This window comes from Companilactobacillus tucceti DSM 20183 (assembly GCF_001434665.1).
GTDB classification, from domain to species: domain Bacteria; phylum Bacillota; class Bacilli; order Lactobacillales; family Lactobacillaceae; genus Companilactobacillus; species Companilactobacillus tucceti.
Map to the genome: position 1 here is coordinate 1 of NZ_AZDG01000031.1, position 14,957 is coordinate 14,957.

General features: G+C 35.5%; 11 protein-coding genes and 26 tRNA genes. 35 read left to right on the top strand and 2 right to left on the bottom strand.

The features are described 5' to 3' along the window. Positions 1 to 65 precede the first annotated feature (65 nt). The 29 genes from FC72_RS10235 to FC72_RS11110 all read left to right on the top strand — a co-directional run bounded on the left by FC72_RS10235 (position 66) and on the right by FC72_RS11110 (position 5,050). Positions 66 to 138, top strand: a tRNA-Val gene (locus FC72_RS10235). Between the two features lie 6 nt (positions 139 to 144). Then, positions 145 to 217 (top strand) — tRNA-Lys (locus FC72_RS10240). A gap of 22 nt (positions 218 to 239) precedes the next feature. Beyond that, positions 240 to 322 (top strand) — tRNA-Leu (locus tag FC72_RS10245). A 66-nt stretch (positions 323 to 388) separates the two neighbouring features. Continuing rightward, positions 389 to 461: transfer RNA gene (locus tag FC72_RS10250), tRNA-Thr, on the top strand. A 5-nt stretch (positions 462 to 466) separates the two neighbouring features. Next, positions 467 to 538, top strand: a tRNA-Gly gene (locus FC72_RS10255). A 14-nt stretch (positions 539 to 552) separates the two neighbouring features. Continuing rightward, positions 553 to 638 (top strand) — tRNA-Leu (locus tag FC72_RS10260). A 13-nt stretch (positions 639 to 651) separates the two neighbouring features. Continuing rightward, positions 652 to 725, top strand: a tRNA-Arg gene (locus FC72_RS10265). A gap of 11 nt (positions 726 to 736) precedes the next feature. Next, positions 737 to 810: transfer RNA gene (locus FC72_RS10270), tRNA-Pro, on the top strand. Positions 811 to 840: 30 nt separating this feature from the next. After that, positions 841 to 914: transfer RNA gene (locus tag FC72_RS10275), tRNA-Met, on the top strand. Positions 915 to 922: 8 nt separating this feature from the next. Then, a tRNA-Ile gene (locus tag FC72_RS10280) sits at positions 923 to 996 on the top strand. Between the two features lie 36 nt (positions 997 to 1,032). Next, positions 1,033 to 1,106, top strand: a tRNA-Met gene (locus tag FC72_RS10285). 19 nt (positions 1,107 to 1,125) lie between these two features. Continuing rightward, positions 1,126 to 1,199: transfer RNA gene (locus FC72_RS10290), tRNA-Asp, on the top strand. A gap of 40 nt (positions 1,200 to 1,239) precedes the next feature. Beyond that, positions 1,240 to 1,310 (top strand) — tRNA-Gly (locus FC72_RS10295). Positions 1,311 to 1,325: 15 nt separating this feature from the next. Beyond that, a tRNA-Ile gene (locus FC72_RS10300) sits at positions 1,326 to 1,400 on the top strand. Between the two features lie 6 nt (positions 1,401 to 1,406). Then, positions 1,407 to 1,494: transfer RNA gene (locus tag FC72_RS10305), tRNA-Ser, on the top strand. A gap of 7 nt (positions 1,495 to 1,501) precedes the next feature. Beyond that, positions 1,502 to 1,573: transfer RNA gene (locus FC72_RS10310), tRNA-Glu, on the top strand. A gap of 48 nt (positions 1,574 to 1,621) precedes the next feature. Further along, positions 1,622 to 1,711, top strand: a tRNA-Ser gene (locus FC72_RS10315). Between the two features lie 34 nt (positions 1,712 to 1,745). Then, positions 1,746 to 1,819 (top strand) — tRNA-Met (locus FC72_RS10320). Between the two features lie 20 nt (positions 1,820 to 1,839). Next, positions 1,840 to 1,913: transfer RNA gene (locus FC72_RS10325), tRNA-Asp, on the top strand. A 5-nt stretch (positions 1,914 to 1,918) separates the two neighbouring features. Next, positions 1,919 to 1,991, top strand: a tRNA-Phe gene (locus FC72_RS10330). Between the two features lie 4 nt (positions 1,992 to 1,995). Then, a tRNA-Tyr gene (locus FC72_RS10335) sits at positions 1,996 to 2,078 on the top strand. Between the two features lie 5 nt (positions 2,079 to 2,083). Continuing rightward, positions 2,084 to 2,154: transfer RNA gene (locus FC72_RS10340), tRNA-Trp, on the top strand. A 19-nt stretch (positions 2,155 to 2,173) separates the two neighbouring features. Beyond that, positions 2,174 to 2,246 (top strand) — tRNA-His (locus tag FC72_RS10345). Positions 2,247 to 2,255: 9 nt separating this feature from the next. After that, positions 2,256 to 2,327 (top strand) — tRNA-Gln (locus tag FC72_RS10350). Positions 2,328 to 2,346: 19 nt separating this feature from the next. Further along, positions 2,347 to 2,417: transfer RNA gene (locus tag FC72_RS10355), tRNA-Cys, on the top strand. A gap of 34 nt (positions 2,418 to 2,451) precedes the next feature. Beyond that, positions 2,452 to 2,536 (top strand) — tRNA-Leu (locus FC72_RS10360). Between the two features lie 318 nt (positions 2,537 to 2,854). Further along, the gene (locus tag FC72_RS10365) at positions 2,855 to 3,172 is read left to right on the top strand and encodes a carboxymuconolactone decarboxylase family protein (protein WP_057767430.1); all 318 of its coding nucleotides are present in this window, start codon (positions 2,855 to 2,857) and stop codon (positions 3,170 to 3,172) included. Positions 3,173 to 3,255: 83 nt separating this feature from the next. After that, a complete protein-coding gene (locus FC72_RS11105) occupies positions 3,256 to 4,095 on the top strand; it encodes a DUF2207 domain-containing protein (protein WP_057767433.1) in 840 nt (279 codons plus the stop codon). Positions 4,096 to 4,126: 31 nt separating this feature from the next. Beyond that, on the top strand, positions 4,127 to 5,050 hold the full coding sequence (locus FC72_RS11110) for a DUF2207 domain-containing protein (RefSeq protein ID WP_338025133.1): 924 nt from the start codon (positions 4,127 to 4,129) through the stop codon (positions 5,048 to 5,050). Here FC72_RS11110 and FC72_RS10380 read toward each other — a convergent pair. Both FC72_RS10380 and FC72_RS10385 read right to left on the bottom strand, forming a co-directional pair. After that, positions 5,030 to 5,563, bottom strand: a complete 534-nt coding sequence (locus tag FC72_RS10380; RefSeq protein ID WP_057767437.1) for a dihydrofolate reductase family protein — start codon at positions 5,561 to 5,563, stop codon at positions 5,030 to 5,032. The two genes, FC72_RS11110 and FC72_RS10380, sit on opposite strands and share 21 nt — an antisense overlap. Before the next feature lie 80 nt (positions 5,564 to 5,643). Then, positions 5,644 to 7,767 carry a SpaA isopeptide-forming pilin-related protein gene (locus FC72_RS10385; RefSeq protein WP_057767439.1) on the bottom strand — a complete coding sequence of 708 codons (2,124 nt, stop codon included), beginning with the start codon at positions 7,765 to 7,767 and terminating at the stop codon, positions 5,644 to 5,646. Between the two features lie 277 nt (positions 7,768 to 8,044). Here FC72_RS10385 and FC72_RS10390 point away from each other — a divergent pair, with 277 nt between their 5' ends. The 6 genes from FC72_RS10390 (at position 8,045) to FC72_RS10415 (ending at position 14,732) form a co-directional block, all read left to right on the top strand. Then, the gene (locus FC72_RS10390) at positions 8,045 to 8,692 is read left to right on the top strand and encodes a deoxynucleoside kinase (RefSeq protein ID WP_057767451.1); all 648 of its coding nucleotides are present in this window, start codon (positions 8,045 to 8,047) and stop codon (positions 8,690 to 8,692) included. 135 nt (positions 8,693 to 8,827) lie between these two features. Then, positions 8,828 to 9,322 carry a QueT transporter family protein gene (locus FC72_RS10395; protein ID WP_057767441.1) on the top strand — a complete coding sequence of 165 codons (495 nt, stop codon included), beginning with the start codon at positions 8,828 to 8,830 and terminating at the stop codon, positions 9,320 to 9,322. A 77-nt stretch (positions 9,323 to 9,399) separates the two neighbouring features. Continuing rightward, on the top strand, positions 9,400 to 10,599 hold the full coding sequence (locus tag FC72_RS10400; protein ID WP_057767443.1) for a glycosyltransferase family 4 protein: 1,200 nt from the start codon (positions 9,400 to 9,402) through the stop codon (positions 10,597 to 10,599). Further along, a complete protein-coding gene (locus FC72_RS10405; protein WP_057767445.1) occupies positions 10,592 to 11,626 on the top strand; it encodes a glycosyltransferase family 4 protein in 1,035 nt (344 codons plus the stop codon). Before FC72_RS10400 ends, FC72_RS10405 begins: the two co-directional genes overlap by 8 nt. Further along, positions 11,626 to 12,672: a lysylphosphatidylglycerol synthase transmembrane domain-containing protein gene (locus FC72_RS10410; protein WP_057767447.1), complete on the top strand. Its 1,047-nt coding sequence runs from the start codon at positions 11,626 to 11,628 to the stop codon at positions 12,670 to 12,672. Before FC72_RS10405 ends, FC72_RS10410 begins: the two co-directional genes overlap by 1 nt. Continuing rightward, positions 12,672 to 14,732, top strand: coding sequence for an LTA synthase family protein (locus FC72_RS10415; protein ID WP_057767449.1), 2,061 nt, complete (start codon positions 12,672 to 12,674; stop codon positions 14,730 to 14,732). The genes FC72_RS10410 and FC72_RS10415 overlap by 1 nt, the downstream gene beginning before the upstream one ends. Positions 14,733 to 14,957 lie beyond the last annotated feature (225 nt).

Here is a 14,957-nt window from a genome sequence, read left to right on the forward strand (position 1 = left end):
ACGCCGAAAGTAGTTGGTGGGAAACTACCCGCGAGGATAGGTAGTTGCCACGCTGTTCATATGATGGAGGATTAGCTCAGCTGGGAGAGCATCTGCCTTACAAGCAGGAGGTCACAGGTTCGATCCCTGTATCCTCCATCCCATGAGTCGTTAGCTCAGTTGGTAGAGCATCTGACTTTTAATCAGAGGGTCGACAGTTCGAACCTGTCACGACTCATTTGCAACAAATAAATACCCATGCGGGTGTGGCGGAATTGGCAGACGCGCTAGATTTAGGTTCTAGTGTCCAATGGACATGAAGGTTCAAGTCCTTTCACCCGTATTACAATATTGTTGTTGCAATATTGAGATAGTTTTATTAAAATTGAATAAGCATAATTCATTTTATGCCGACTTAGCTCAGTTGGCAGAGCATCTGTCTTGTAAACAGGGGGTCGGAGGTTCGAATCCTCTAGTCGGCATTAATGCGGAAGTAGTTCAGTGGTAGAACATCACCTTGCCATGGTGGGGGTCGCGGGTTCGAATCCCGTCTTCCGCTTTCATTATAGTAACGCCGGGGTGGCGGAACTGGCAGACGCACAGGACTTAAAATCCTGCGGTAAGTAATTACCGTACCGGTTCGATTCCGGTCCTCGGCACTATAATGAATATGCACCCATAGCGCAATTGGATAGAGTGTCTGACTACGAATCAGAAGGTTGTAGGTTCGACTCCTACTGGGTGCATTGTTTTAACTCGGGAAGTGGCTCAGCTTGGTAGAGCACCTGGTTTGGGACCAGGGGGTCGCAGGTTCGAATCCTGTCTTCCCGATTGCAATCGCAATCGTTGATTGTTATTTTTGGCGGTGTAGCTCAGCTGGCTAGAGCGTCCGGTTCATACCCGGGAGGTCGGGGGTTCGATCCCCTCCGCCGCTATTTATTCCGGACCTTTAGCTCAGCTGGTCAGAGCAAACGGCTCATAACCGTTCGGTCGTAGGTTCGAATCCTACAAGGTCCATTGAATGGAATAAACGCTTGGATTTATTATAATTATCGCGGGATGGAGCAGTCTGGTAGCTCGTCGGGCTCATAACCCGAAGGTCGTAGGTTCAAATCCTGCTCCCGCAATTAGTTTTAAAAGTAATTTGGTTCCTTGGTCTAGTTGGTTAGGACGCCTGCCTGTCACGCAGGAGATCGCGGGTTCGATTCCCGCAGGGACCGTTACAGTGTTAAGTCACTGTGTTCAAGCATTTTCTATTATGCGGGTGTAGTTTAGTGGTAAAACCACAGCCTTCCAAGCTGTTGTCGCGAGTTCGATTCTCGTCACCCGCTTTTGCCACTTGTTATGGGCCTATAGCTCAGCTGGTTTAGAGCGCACGCCTGATAAGCGTGAGGTCGATGGTTCGAGTCCATTTAGGCCCACTAACTGGAGAAGTACTCAAGTGGCTGAAGAGGCGCCCCTGCTAAGGGTGTAGGTCGTTTACGCGGCGCGAGGGTTCAAATCCCTCCTTCTCCGTTTTCATGACCCGTTGGTCAAGTGGTTAAGACACCGCCCTTTCACGGCGGTAACATGGGTTCAAATCCCGTACGGGTCATTGATGCAATTGCATCAAACATATATATAGTTTTACAGTTTTAAGCATGGAGGATTACCCAAGTCCGGCTTAAGGGAACGGTCTTGAAAACCGTCAGGCGGGTCAAACCGCGCGTGGGTTCGAATCCCACATCCTCCTTTAAAATTAGTTTTAAGTTATTCGTTTTTATTATCGCGGGATGGAGCAGTCTGGTAGCTCGTCGGGCTCATAACCCGAAGGTCGTAGGTTCAAATCCTGCTCCCGCAATTAGCTTTAAGATTTAATTTGGTTCCTTGGTCTAGTTGGTTAGGACGCCTGCCTGTCACGCAGGAGATCGCGGGTTCGATTCCCGCAGGGACCGTAAATGGCTCGGTAGCTCAGTTGGTAGAGCAATGGATTGAAGCTCCATGTGTCGGCGGTTCGATTCCGTCCCGCGCCATTTTGGAGGGGTAGCGAAGTCTGGCTAAACGCGGCGGACTGTAAATCCGCTCCTTCGGGTTCGGTGGTTCGAATCCACTCCCCTCCATAGTTAGGGATATAGTTTAAAGGTAGAACTACGGTCTCCAAAACCGTCAGTGTGGGTTCAATTCCTACTATCCCTGTTTCTACCTTTTTATTATGGCGGTATTGGTGAAGTGGTTAACACACCGGTTTGTGGCACCGGCACACGTGGGTTCGACTCCCACATACCGCCCTTTTTTATTGGGTTATAGCCAAGCGGTAAGGCAATGGACTTTGACTCCATCATGCGCTGGTTCGAATCCAGCTAACCCAATTGTTTTAAAAATATATATGGCGGTATAGCCAAGTGGTAAGGCAGAGGTCTGCAAAACCTTCATCACCGGTTCAAATCCGGTTACCGCCTTTGGCCTATGCCTATATAGATAGTTTTATACTATGCCGGTGTGGCGGAATTGGCAGACGCGCGGGATTCAAAATCCCGTTCCTGTATAAGGAGTATCGGTTCGACCCCGATCACCGGTATTATAGCACTTAACTAACTTATGCTTTTATAAAGTCGATAGAGTCATCAATGTTGATATAACAACGTTGGTGGCTTTTTTATTGACCTTCAACCCTTAGCTAACCACTTTGAAAAATGGCACATTTTGGCACACTTTTGGTTTACCCCGTGTGAGAACAAAATTTCTTGTCATCAATTTTTGTTATGGTTTTGATTGAATTTATACGTATTTATCTATTATTTTAATATCGTTACTCAATCAATTTTAAAGATTTCTTGACTTAAAGTTAACTTCAAGTGTTTTAATTGAATTATTGAAATTACATGGAGGTATCTTAATGAAAAAACAAACTGCAGGACAAGAACAACTAGGTGAATTTGCACCACAATTTGCTAAGTTGAATGATGATGTACTTTTTGGAGAAGTATGGAGTAAAGAAAATGAATTATCCGCACACGATAGATCTATGATTACTATTGCAAGTATTATCTCTGCTGGTAATACGGAACAATTAGATGCACATTTACAGATCGGCAAAAATAATGGAATCACTAAAGAGGAGATTGTTGCTGAGATTACCCATTTATCGTTTTATGCTGGTTGGCCTAAGGCATGGTCAGCATTCAATCGTGCTAAAGAAATTTGGAAAGATTAATATCATTATAAAAAGTCTCTTTGTTTATCAAAGAGGCTTTTTTGTACGCTATAATAAGTTATCGGTAAATTATGGGGGATAAAATGAAAAAGGGAATAGCATTTTTTGGAATGTCGTTGGTTCTTTTATTCGGACTATTTCAATTTCAAAATGAAGTTCGTGCTGACGACAATTACGATATAAACAAGTATTTGGTTAATGTAAAAATACAAAATGATGGTAATGCTGAAGTTACCCAAAAAATCACTTATAAGTTTGATGGTGATTTTCATGGTGTTTATTACAACCAGGATCTTAAAGGAATAAAAGGTGCAGGGAGTCCTGAGGTTTCAGTAAACGATAATCAAGGGACAATGGATTTGGCTAAATCCAATTCGGAATTGGATAATACTTTCAATGTTCAAAAAACATCTGATAATATGAGAATAAAGGTATATCATGATATATCCGATCAATCGGCGACTTTTACATACCGTTATAAGTTATTGGGTGTGATTACTAATTATAAAGATACTGCTGCTCTTAATTGGAAAATAATAGGTACTGGTTGGGACGAACCGTTAAACAATGTAAAAATAAAGATACAGTTACCTAAGAAAAATATTAAGCAATTACAGGCATGGTCCCATGGTCCCTTGAATGGTTATACCGATGTGGATAAAGATAAAGGTCTTGTAACTTTAACAATCAATAATGTTAAAGCTAATCAATTTGTTGAAAGTCATATTATTTTTCCAACGTCAGTAACGGAATCTAATACTAATACGATTAATAAGAATAAAAAATTAAGTATTTTAAAACAGGAAAAGGGTCTGGCTGAAGAGGCTAATAATCGCCGCGCTGTCCCTAAAAAAGTTTTCTATGCTTCGTTAATTATTTTTTCACTACATAGTTATTTTAGTATATTTATCATTGTATCTTAGGCTAAAAAAACATCCTGCTAATAAGCATGATATGCCAACTCCTATAAATCATTGGTTTGAGATTCCAGAAGTTTCACCTAGTATGGCTGAAATCGTATTGTTTAAAAACAAGCTAGGTGGTAGCGATGGATTAACAGGAGATTTATTAGTGGAAGTAAACAAACATAATTTAGAGATAACCAAAAAAGATGATACTTTTGAAATTAAAGCTTTAAAGATGCCTAAGGATGCGCTTTTTCAATATTTAATTAAAAGTATTGGTGACGGGGAAAAGGTGACGATTAAGCAAATCAATAATAGTTCTAAGCCTAAGTTGTTTGATAAATATGTATCTTGGGGTAAAAGGGCTGCAAAAGGGCGCAAGGATTTCTTTGATGAAGATAATAGTAGTTTATTGCGCAGATTTGTTATTTCAGCAGCTATGACTACATTTTTAGCAATTTTAACTATATTGGTTGGTTTAATTAGTTATATTCAAATGTGGGGATTGCTTTTAGCTGTCACATTAGGTTTTACATTAATCTCGTGGGTAATTAATTTCTACGCAAAAAAGCGTATTTCTGTTTATACGCAAAAGGGTGAGGTTTTAGCAAATGAATTACGCGGATTCAGGCAGATGCTAAGAGATATTGAGGATATCAATATTGCTGAAGTCGGTGACTTGATTCTTTGGGAACAAATTTTGCCATATGCTGTTGCGTTTGGTGTCTCTGATAAAGTTATCAAGGCTTTAAAGATGAGATTCAAGAAAGAAATAGAAACAGATCCTGGATTTGTTTATTATTATTATTGGGGTGCTTCTGGATTATCTGCCAATATGGATTTCACTTCGTCGATTGCTAATTCTTTTGAGAGCAATAATAGTTCTAATTCAAGTGTCGTCGGAAGTTCTGGTGGATTTTCAGGAGGCAGCTCCGGTGGCTTTGGTGGTGGATCAGGCGGTGGCGCCTTTTAATTGATAGGTAAGATCTATGAATTGACCAAATCTTTGACTATCAATTAGATTGAATTCACTTGAGTGGGATATACTGGTAAACAATTTTATTCCGTTTCCTAGAATATCAGGGGTTATTTGTATTTGTAGGCTATCTATTAATCGATGATCGATCAATGTGGATACGATTTTTCCACCGCCAATTACCCAAATATCATTGCCTGATTTTTCTTTTAAACTTGTAACGAGCTTTTCAATAGGCATATTTTTGGAAATAACTTTGTCTGAATTTATTTTATTGTGTGTGAGTACGTAATTTGTTGTGTCTTTATAAGGAAATTCATCTGTCATCGACATTAGATCATCATATGTTTGACGGCCCATGATTGTTGTATCTATATCTTTTATAAAGGGCTGATAACTCTTATCCATGATATCTGAGTCATCATATTTGAATAACCATTCTAATGAATTATTTTCATCAGCTAAATAGCCATCTAAACTTATAGCACCATAAAATTTAACTTTTCTCATAAATAGATTCCTTTGTGTTTTCTATTATTTTATGACAAATAAAAAAGAGTTGGAAATTTCCAACTCTTTTTTGCTATCTATTAAGCTTTACGACGTTTAAAGTAAATAATGTTTGTAATAATTAATAAACCAATAATACTAATTAGAGTGCCTTTTTGTGCACCTGTTTGAGGTAGATATGTAGTAGCTTCATTATTATCACTACTTCCTTCATAAGGAGGTGTAGGGTTCAATGGATTTTCTCCATTGTCAACGTTACCACTGCCATTATTATCATCTGGATCTCCAGGATCAACAATGACGTCGCCGCCATCTTCATCTGGATTTTCCTCATTATCCTCATCATCTTTATCAGATCCAATAGGGTCGTCAAATGTAACTAAGGTTCCAATATTAGTATCGTCATCATCAATTGTAAACCAGATCTTTTTGGGATTTGAATTGAATCCTTCAGGAGCCTTTGTTTCCAAGAAATAATATGTTCCAGGGAGCATGTTATCTACTTTTAAAAATCCATCTTCATCTGTAGCAACGGTAGTTAAAGCATTTCCATTTATATCGTATAAAGTGTATTCCGCACCGGGAACACCAACTGTACCATTTTCTGAATTGAATTTTTGAAGTGTTACAGAATGATCACCTTCACCACCAGCTTCAAGATCGTTTTCGATTGAAATAATTGATGGTGTTAAGTTATCTGCTGTAATATTTACTTTAATGTCTTCACCTTTAATATATCCTGCAGGTGCTTTTGTTTCATGAATCGTATATGTACCGATTGGTAAGTTGTATGCATAAGCAACACCATTTTCATCAGTGGCAATGTGTGCTACGACTTTTCCATCTTTATCGATAATATCAAATTCGGCACCTTGTAAATAATCACGAGTTTCAGAATCAAGTTTTTCAATTGCTAGTGATCCAAGTTCAACACCATCTGGTTCATCTTTTGCTTCTACATGAACGGGTGTAGTTGTTTGCCCTGTAATTGAAAAATGAATTTCGTTATTATTTTGCTGGTATCCTGATGGAGGAGTAACTTCTTTGAAGTAATAGTTACCGGCCACTAGACCTGTAACGTTTATTTGACCATAATCATCAGTGGTTAAATTAGATTGAACTACTTCACCTTTATCGTTGTATAAATCATATACAGCATTAGCTAATGAAGTACCATCATTTTCAGCACTGTGCTTTTCTAAAATTACGCTTCCTTTAAGATTTCCATCACCGTTACCAGTGTTGTTACCACCAGTCACACTACCGTTGGCGTAATCTTTTCCAGGTCCACCATTACCAGATGCTGTCCAATCCAGTGTCGCGTTGTTTTTAAATGTAGTACCATTTGTTGCATTATCAGCATCAGTTATTTTAGTTGTGAAGATAACTGCATACATTTGATTTGCACCATTATTATTGATCGATAAATCAAAGCCATCATTTGCCTCATTTATTGTGTAGTCCTTAGGAGCTTTAAGTTTTGAATCTTTTTGGTAATATCCTGGGCTAGTCCAACTGGCCTTATAAACTTTAACCGATCCTTTAACATATTCCATATTTGGATCTGTAATATGATCGTGAACATTAATGGTATTCCAAGCTAACTCATTTCTATTAACTAAAAGTTGCCATGTGATAATAGGATTTCCCTCACTATCCTCACCAATGGTACCTTTTTTAGTCATATTTTTTGTAGAAACGGCTAAATTATAAGTATCGTCTTTATTACCGTTTATTGTTGGTAAGGTAACGGTGTTATCTCCAACAACCGCATCTTTACCGGGTCCAATACCAGTTTGAATATTGATAGATCCCTTATAATCGTGTTTTTCTTCTACATTAGTGAATGTCACTGTAATAGTGTTATCACTATTAAGACTTGCTGTACCGATTATATTATTATCACTATCAAATAAAGGAAAACTAGTACCAGGAGTTCTAACCTTTAATGTTGACGGTAGTTCAATTGTCCAAGTGTCTCCATTTTGAAGATTTTTTCCGGTTGCGTCCCAGTCAAAGGTGATTCCAATGTTATCACCAGTAGCATGGGATGTTTTACCATCAGAAATTTCAAATCCTGATAGTAAATCGCCAGTACTGTAATTTGCGGCAGCAACTTTAGTGGTATTAAATGTAAAGACTAGTATTAACACACTTATTGCAGCTACAATAACAGCCATACAGGTTCTTATCTTTTTCCCCATTTACTTTTCCCCCTTTTTATATTGACAATACGTTCTCCATTATAAAATTAATCATTTAACAAACACAAGGTAGGAAATAATTTTCTAAATATTTTTTCATTAAGGAAAACTTTGTGAAATTCATTTTTTTGAAAAAGTGAAGTGCTGATATGGTTGGTTTTGTATTGTGAAAATATACTATATATCGATTGAATAAAATATTTATATACAATATATAGTTTTGAAGTGTTATTATAGTGAATGTTGATTTTTTTTAGATATTTGGAGGAGAATAATGATGATCGTATTGAGCGGCACAATTGGGGCCGGTAAAAGTTCTTTGGCTACTATATTGTCAAAACATTTAGGAACAGAGGCATTTTATGAACAGGTAGATGACAATCCAGTCTTGCCACTTTTTTATGCTGATCCTAAAAAATATGCATTCTTGTTGCAAATTTATTTCTTAAATAAGCGTTTTGAATCAATTAAACAGGCTATGTCGGATGACAACAATGTATTGGATCGTTCTATTTACGAGGATTCATTATTCTTTCACATGAATGCTGATATGGGTCGCGCTACACCTCAAGAGGTTAAGGTTTACGATGAACTTCTTGATAATATGATGCAGGAATTACCATATGCAGCAGCTAAAAAGGCACCTGACCTATTAGTACATATTGATATTTCTTATGATACTATGATCAAACGTATCGAAAAACGTGGTCGTGACTACGAACAACCAGAACAAGATCCAAGTTTGGTTGAGTATTATCATGAACTACTAGGACGTTATGATGGCTGGTATGACGATTATGATTACAGTCCTAAGATGAAGATCGATGGAGACAAATATGATTTTGTTGAGAATCCTGATGATTTAAAAATTGTCTTAGCACAAATTGATAATGAACTTGCTAGTCGTGGTGTTGTTGAAAAGTAATTTAAATTATTATCCTGTCGAAAACTTTCGATGGGATTTTTTAATACAAAAATTGATGAATTGTTTAAATTAAGTTAGTCTTAGTAAGACAGTTTACTGCTAACCTGTCCTATTAAAACAGTGGAGGATTTTATTTTGCGAGAATTAAAAATCAAGGATATTACACAAATTGCTATTATTGCAGCTTTGTATGTTGCTTTAACAGTAGCCCCAGGATTATCTGCTTTTGCCTATGGATCGATTCAGTTTAGAGTTTCAGAAATTTTAATGCTGTTGCCGTTTTACAATTCTAAATATAGCTGGTCTTTAATTTTGGGATGTTTTATATCAAATATTTTTAGTGGGTCTTTAGGAATTTACGATATGATATTTGGCACTTTGGCAACCGCGATTGCCTGTTATTTAATTACAAAAGTTCCCAACAGAGATAATATGTTGTGGTTAGTTCCTATTATATGTGCTGTAGTTAATGGAATAATCGTTGGTGCAGAGCTTTATTTTGTTTTGAAAATACCATTTTGGATCAATGCATTTTCAGTTGCAATTGGAGAATTAGCGGTTGTTATTATTGGAACTATTGTGTTTTACATCTTGATGAAAAATAGAAATTTTAGTAGATTATTCAATTAAGACATTACAGAAGGAAGAGACTCCTTCTTTTTTTTGTTATAATCATCATTATAAAGATTGCGAGGAGATGCTTTTTTATGAATATCGGAATTTTTACCGATACATATTTCCCTCAAGTTAGTGGAGTTGCTACATCAATTCAGACTTTGAAGAATGATTTGGAGCGTAAGGGAAATTCGGTTTATATTTTTACAACGACAGATCCTAACGTTTCAAAGGACACAATTGAGCCCAATATTTTTAGGTTGGGTAGTGTACCGTTCATTTCATTTACTGATCGTCGAATTGCTATCCGAGGAATGTTTCATGCGGTCGAATTGGCCAAGGAATTAAAATTGGATATTATTCATACACAAACTGAGTTTTCATTAGGGATGATAGGTAAGTTTGTTGCAAAACAATTGAAAATACCATTTGTACATACTTATCACACTATGTATGAGGATTATTTGCATTACGTTTTAAATGGACATTTGTTGAAGCCATATCATGTTAAACAAATGTCTAGAATGTTCTTAAAAAATGCATCTGGAGTAGTAGCTCCAAGTAAGCAAGTTAAAGATACTTTGGACAGATATAATATTAAATCGCCGATTTCTATAATTCCAACAGGTGTAGATTTGTCCGAATATACGAAACCGGTAAATACAAATAATTTAAGAGATAAACTAGGCATATCTAATGATGCGCCAGTTATTTTGATGCTTAGTAGAATAGCACTTGAGAAAAAAATTGATCATATGTTGCATTGCATGCCACAGCTATTGGAATATAATTCTGATATTAAATTGGTTATTGTTGGAAATGGACCCGATTTTGACGAATTAGTTAAAATGTCCGAGGACCTAGGTATAAGTGATAACGTAATTTTTACTGGAGAAGTAGATCATGACAGTATTTCTCCGTATTATCACATGGCCGATTTGTTTGTTTCTTCTAGTGATACTGAATCACAAGGACTTACTTATATTGAAGCTATTGCTTCAGGGGTAAAAATTGTCGTTAGAAGTGCACCTTATACTGATCAATTATTGACTGATCCTTCTGTTGGAGTAACTTTTAATAAGGATAGTCAATTAGTGCCACGTATTATTGCTTATTTAGATCACCCAAATTCTTTTGATGATAGGGAAGCTCGTCAGAAGATACTTTATAATATTTCATCAGACGGATTTGGAAATTCTATTTTGGATTTCTATAAAAATGCTGAAGATTATTTTGTTAGAGAAGAATTATCAGATTCATCAATCAACCCAGAGGAGTATTCTAATGATTAAAATTACTATGTTTTCATCAGCAGATAAAGTAGCTGGCCAAGGAGTTGGTAGTGCTTATATTGAATTGATAAACTTGTTAAAGGAAAGATTTAGCAAGGATTTCGATATTAAGATCAACAACTACGGTAAAAGTGATTTGAGTCATTATCATACAATTGATCCGAAATTCTATTTATCAACGTTTTCTAAAAAGCGTGGTCGAAAAATTGGATACGTACATTTTTTGCCGGAAACACTTGAGGGAAGTATAAAGCTCCCTAAACTTTTCAGAAATATATTTTATAAGTATGTAATTAGTTTTTATAAGCGTATGGATCAAATTGTTGTAGTTAATCCCACATTTATAGATAAACTAGTTGCGCATGGCTTAGTTAGGGAAAAGATAAAATATATACCTAATTTTGTTTCAACTAAGAATTTTTATGAGAAAACTGCTGAAGAAAAATCAGCTTTTCGTAAAAAGATAGGTATTGATGAAGACAAATTGATCGTTTTTGGGGATGGACAAGTTCAAGAACGAAAAGGAATCGATGATTTCTACAAACTAGCTCAAGATAATCCTGATATAGAGTTTATTTGGGCGGGTGGTTTTTCGTTTGGAAAAATTACTGATGGTTATGACCATTACAAAAATCTGATTGAAAATGCCCCAAAGAATATGAAATTTACAGGAATTGTTGACCGTAATGATTTAGTTAATTACTATAATGTTTGTGATTTGTTCTTATTGCCTTCATATGATGAACTATTTCCAATGTCTGTATTGGAGGCTTTTAGTTGTGGAGCACCGGTATTATTGAGAGATTTGGAGTTGTACCGTGCAATTATTGACGGATATTATCAACCAGCCAAAGATCGAAGTGAGATGAATGATTTTATTAGGAAAGTTGCAAAAGATCATTCAATCTTAGATAATTTTAAAAAGAAATCGAGATTAGCAACTGATTATTACTCTGAAGATCATTTGAGTAAAATATGGTATGAATTTTATACGAATCAGTATAAGATTGCTAAACAGGATAAATAATGAGTAGAAAAAACATTTTTGCGATTTTTGTAATGTTAGGTTTAGGATTAGGTATTTTTTGGTGGGAAGCTAGAAATATTAATTTTGAGTCGTTGATTACAACTATCCAAAACTTGAATTACTTTTGGTTATTCATTGCTTTTGTCTCCATATTGCTTTCATATGGAGTCGAAGCAATGGTTTTACATACGTTGTTGAAAAAAAAGGAAGATCGCAAATTTGGCTGGTGGGAAATGTACCGTATTCCGTTGATCCAGGCACTTTTTAATGCAATTACGCCTTTTTCATCAGGTGGACAACCAGCTCAATTAGTTGGTTTAATGCAATCGAAAATTGACGGTGGTAGAGCTAGTTCTGTTTTACTGATGAAATTTATCATTTACCAAACAATGGTTTTAATAAATTTTATTATTGCCATGTTGGTTAGTTTTCGTAGTGTGGCTCAGCACTTTTCGGGTCTGGCAACGCTGATAGTATTTGGAATGGTAATACATCTTGTGACCATTTCTTTTTTGTTAATGGTTATGTATTACTATGACTTTACAAAAAAAATGGTACAGGTTGTATTAAAACCAATATTATTTTTCTTAAAAAAGGAAAAACGTGATAGAATTTTACAGTCAGCTATAAAAAGTATTGATAGTTTTTATAAAGAAAGCTTGGTTTTGAAAAAAGAGAAGAAAAAAGTTATAAAGGCCGCGCTTCTCACAGTTGTACAGCTATTTTTATACTATTTTGTAGTTTACTTTGTTTTATTGGCGTTGAATTGTGATCATGTAAGTATCGTTGACGTTTTAGTAATGCATATTATGATTGTAATGATTGTGTCTATCTTTCCTATACCTGGTGGTTCTGGAGGAGCAGAATTTAGTTTTAAGACACTTTTTGCTGGTTTTGTGCCATCAACGTCAGCTTTAATTTTAGGTATGTTTTTATGGAGATTTATTACATACTATTTGGGGATGTTTTTGGGGATTATTGCTGTTTCAAAGAAACCAAGAATTAGTAAACATCAGGTTGTAAGTAAATCTATGGAGCGAAAATAATGAAGCGTATTGTTAAAAATATTTCCAAGTTCTTAAATACTAGATTGGGATTTGTAATCTTTGCTGTATTTTTATTTACGTTAAAAACAATTTACGCCTATACATCTAAATTTAATTTAGGAGTAAAAGGCCCCATTCAAACGTTTTTAATGGTAATTAATCCTATACCGATAATGCTGTTACTGTTCGGTATAGCGTTGTATATGAAAGGTAGGAAGTCATATATTTTCTTACTGATCATTGATTTTCTAGACACTGTTTGGTTATTCTCTAATATTTTATATTATCGAGAGTTCTCAGATTTTCTTACAATGGTATTAATTAAGGGATCTGGTTCAGTTTCAAATAACCTTGGTAAAAGTATTTTAGGAATATTGAAGCCAACTGACTTTTTAGTCTTTTTGGATATTTTAATTTTGATTTTATTATTGGCATTTCATGTAATTAGAATGGATGTCAAACGATTGAATTGGAAGATACCGGTATTAGTAAGTGCTTTGGCTGCATTTTTATTTGGAGCTAATTTAACTTTAGCGAATAGTGACCGTCCTCAATTGTTAACAAGAACATTTGATAATAATTACATTGTTAAATATCTAGGTCTAAATGTATTTAATATATATGACGTTATTAAAACAACTAAGACTAACGCTGTTAAGGCACAGTCAAAGAGTTCAGACTTAGATTCAATTGAAAAGTATATGAAGAATAATTATGTAACACCTAATGTTGAATATACTGGTGTTGCTAAAGGAAAAAATGTCTTCATTATTCATCTAGAGAGTTTGCAACAATTTATGATCGACTTTAAGTGGGATGGAGAAGAAGTAACTCCAAACTTAAATAAACTCTATCATGAGGATGATACTTTAAGTTTTGATAATTTCTTTAATCAAGTTGGTCAAGGTAAAACTGCAGATGCAGAGTTAATGCTGGAAAATTCTTTATTTGGTTTACCAGAAGGATCAGCTATGGTTACCGATGGTACAACTAACACTTTCCAAGCTGCTCCAGCAATATTGGATCAAAATGGGTATACAACAGCCTCATTCCATGGGGATGTTCCAAGTTTTTGGAATCGTGATAATACATATAAGTCATGGGGCTATGACTATTTCTTTAGCTCAGATTACTTCAAAGTTAAAAAGGGCTACGATATTGGATACGGAATGAAAGATAAGATTTTCTTAAGAGATTCTGCTAAATATATCGAACAATTACCACAACCTTTCTATGCTAAGTTAATTACGGTTACTAACCATTATCCATATACTTTGGACAAGAAGAACCAATCTATTTCTAAGACTGATACTGGAGATAGTACAGTTGATGGGTATGTTCAGACAGCAAGGTATTTGGACGAATCTATTGGTGAATTTATGAACTGGCTGAAAGAGTCAGGATTAGACAAAAATAGTATGCTTGTATTATATGGTGACCATTACGGTATTTCGGATAACCATAAGAAGGCTATGGCTAAACTTACGGGTATCAAAGGATTTGATGATTTTGATAATGCACAATACCAACGTGTTCCTTTCATGATTCATATGGATGGATTAAAGGGTGGTATTAACCATACTTATGGTGGTGAGATAGATGTCTTACCAACATTGTTGAATCTCTTAGGAGTTAAGGATAATAATATGATCCAATTTGGTAGTGATTTATTATCTAAAGATCATCCACAGATAGTAGCGTTTAGAAATGGTGATTTCGTAACACCAACTGTAACCAAAGTAGGAAGTTCATACTATAATACTAAGAACGGTAAAATAGATAAGAAGATCTCTAGTGAAGAGAAGTCTAAACTCTCTAATAAAGTAACGACAGAACTATCATTGTCAGATCGTGTTGTTAATGGGGATCTCTTGAGATTCCATACTGTGCCAGGATTTACTAAGGTGGATAAGAAGGATTACTCTTATAAGAAGAGTGTCGCTTTGAAGAAACTGAAAGAATCCCAGAAGAAGGGTACTAGTGTATTGGCTCAAAATGATGGTAAGTCGACATTTGATTTATACACCACTGATGCACCAGAACTTAGTGATGATAAATAGGTAGAAAATACGTCGTTATATCAAGGTAGATGTAAAAGACAATCCAATTTTGGGTTGTCTTTTTTGTTGGGCAAAATTATTATTTTATAAACCCTTTTTGCTGGACTTCTTTCACATATAGATAGTAAGATATAGGGGTAGTGTTAATTATTTATCAATTATTTTGATTTTTTTTCAAAAAGGGGTTGCAAGACGCAATTCTAATTGGTAATATATTACCTGTTG

Excerpts from the sequence above, each read along its gene's own strand:
- FC72_RS10400 (WP_057767443.1), top strand. The coding sequence starts at position 9,400 with ATGAATATCGGAATTTTTACCGATACATATTTCCCTCAAGTTAGTGGA.
- FC72_RS10380 (WP_057767437.1), bottom strand. The coding sequence starts at position 5,563 with ATGAGAAAAGTTAAATTTTATGGTGCTATAAGTTTAGATGGCTATTTA.
- FC72_RS11105 (WP_057767433.1), top strand. The coding sequence starts at position 3,256 with ATGAAAAAGGGAATAGCATTTTTTGGAATGTCGTTGGTTCTTTTATTC.
- FC72_RS10405 (WP_057767445.1), top strand. The coding sequence starts at position 10,592 with ATGATTAAAATTACTATGTTTTCATCAGCAGATAAAGTAGCTGGCCAA.
- FC72_RS10390 (WP_057767451.1), top strand. The coding sequence starts at position 8,045 with ATGATCGTATTGAGCGGCACAATTGGGGCCGGTAAAAGTTCTTTGGCT.
- FC72_RS10385 (WP_057767439.1), bottom strand. The coding sequence starts at position 7,767 with ATGGGGAAAAAGATAAGAACCTGTATGGCTGTTATTGTAGCTGCAATA.
- FC72_RS10415 (WP_057767449.1), top strand. The coding sequence starts at position 12,672 with ATGAAGCGTATTGTTAAAAATATTTCCAAGTTCTTAAATACTAGATTG.
- FC72_RS11110 (WP_338025133.1), top strand. The coding sequence starts at position 4,127 with ATGCCAACTCCTATAAATCATTGGTTTGAGATTCCAGAAGTTTCACCT.
- FC72_RS10410 (WP_057767447.1), top strand. The coding sequence starts at position 11,626 with ATGAGTAGAAAAAACATTTTTGCGATTTTTGTAATGTTAGGTTTAGGA.
- FC72_RS10365 (WP_057767430.1), top strand. The coding sequence starts at position 2,855 with ATGAAAAAACAAACTGCAGGACAAGAACAACTAGGTGAATTTGCACCA.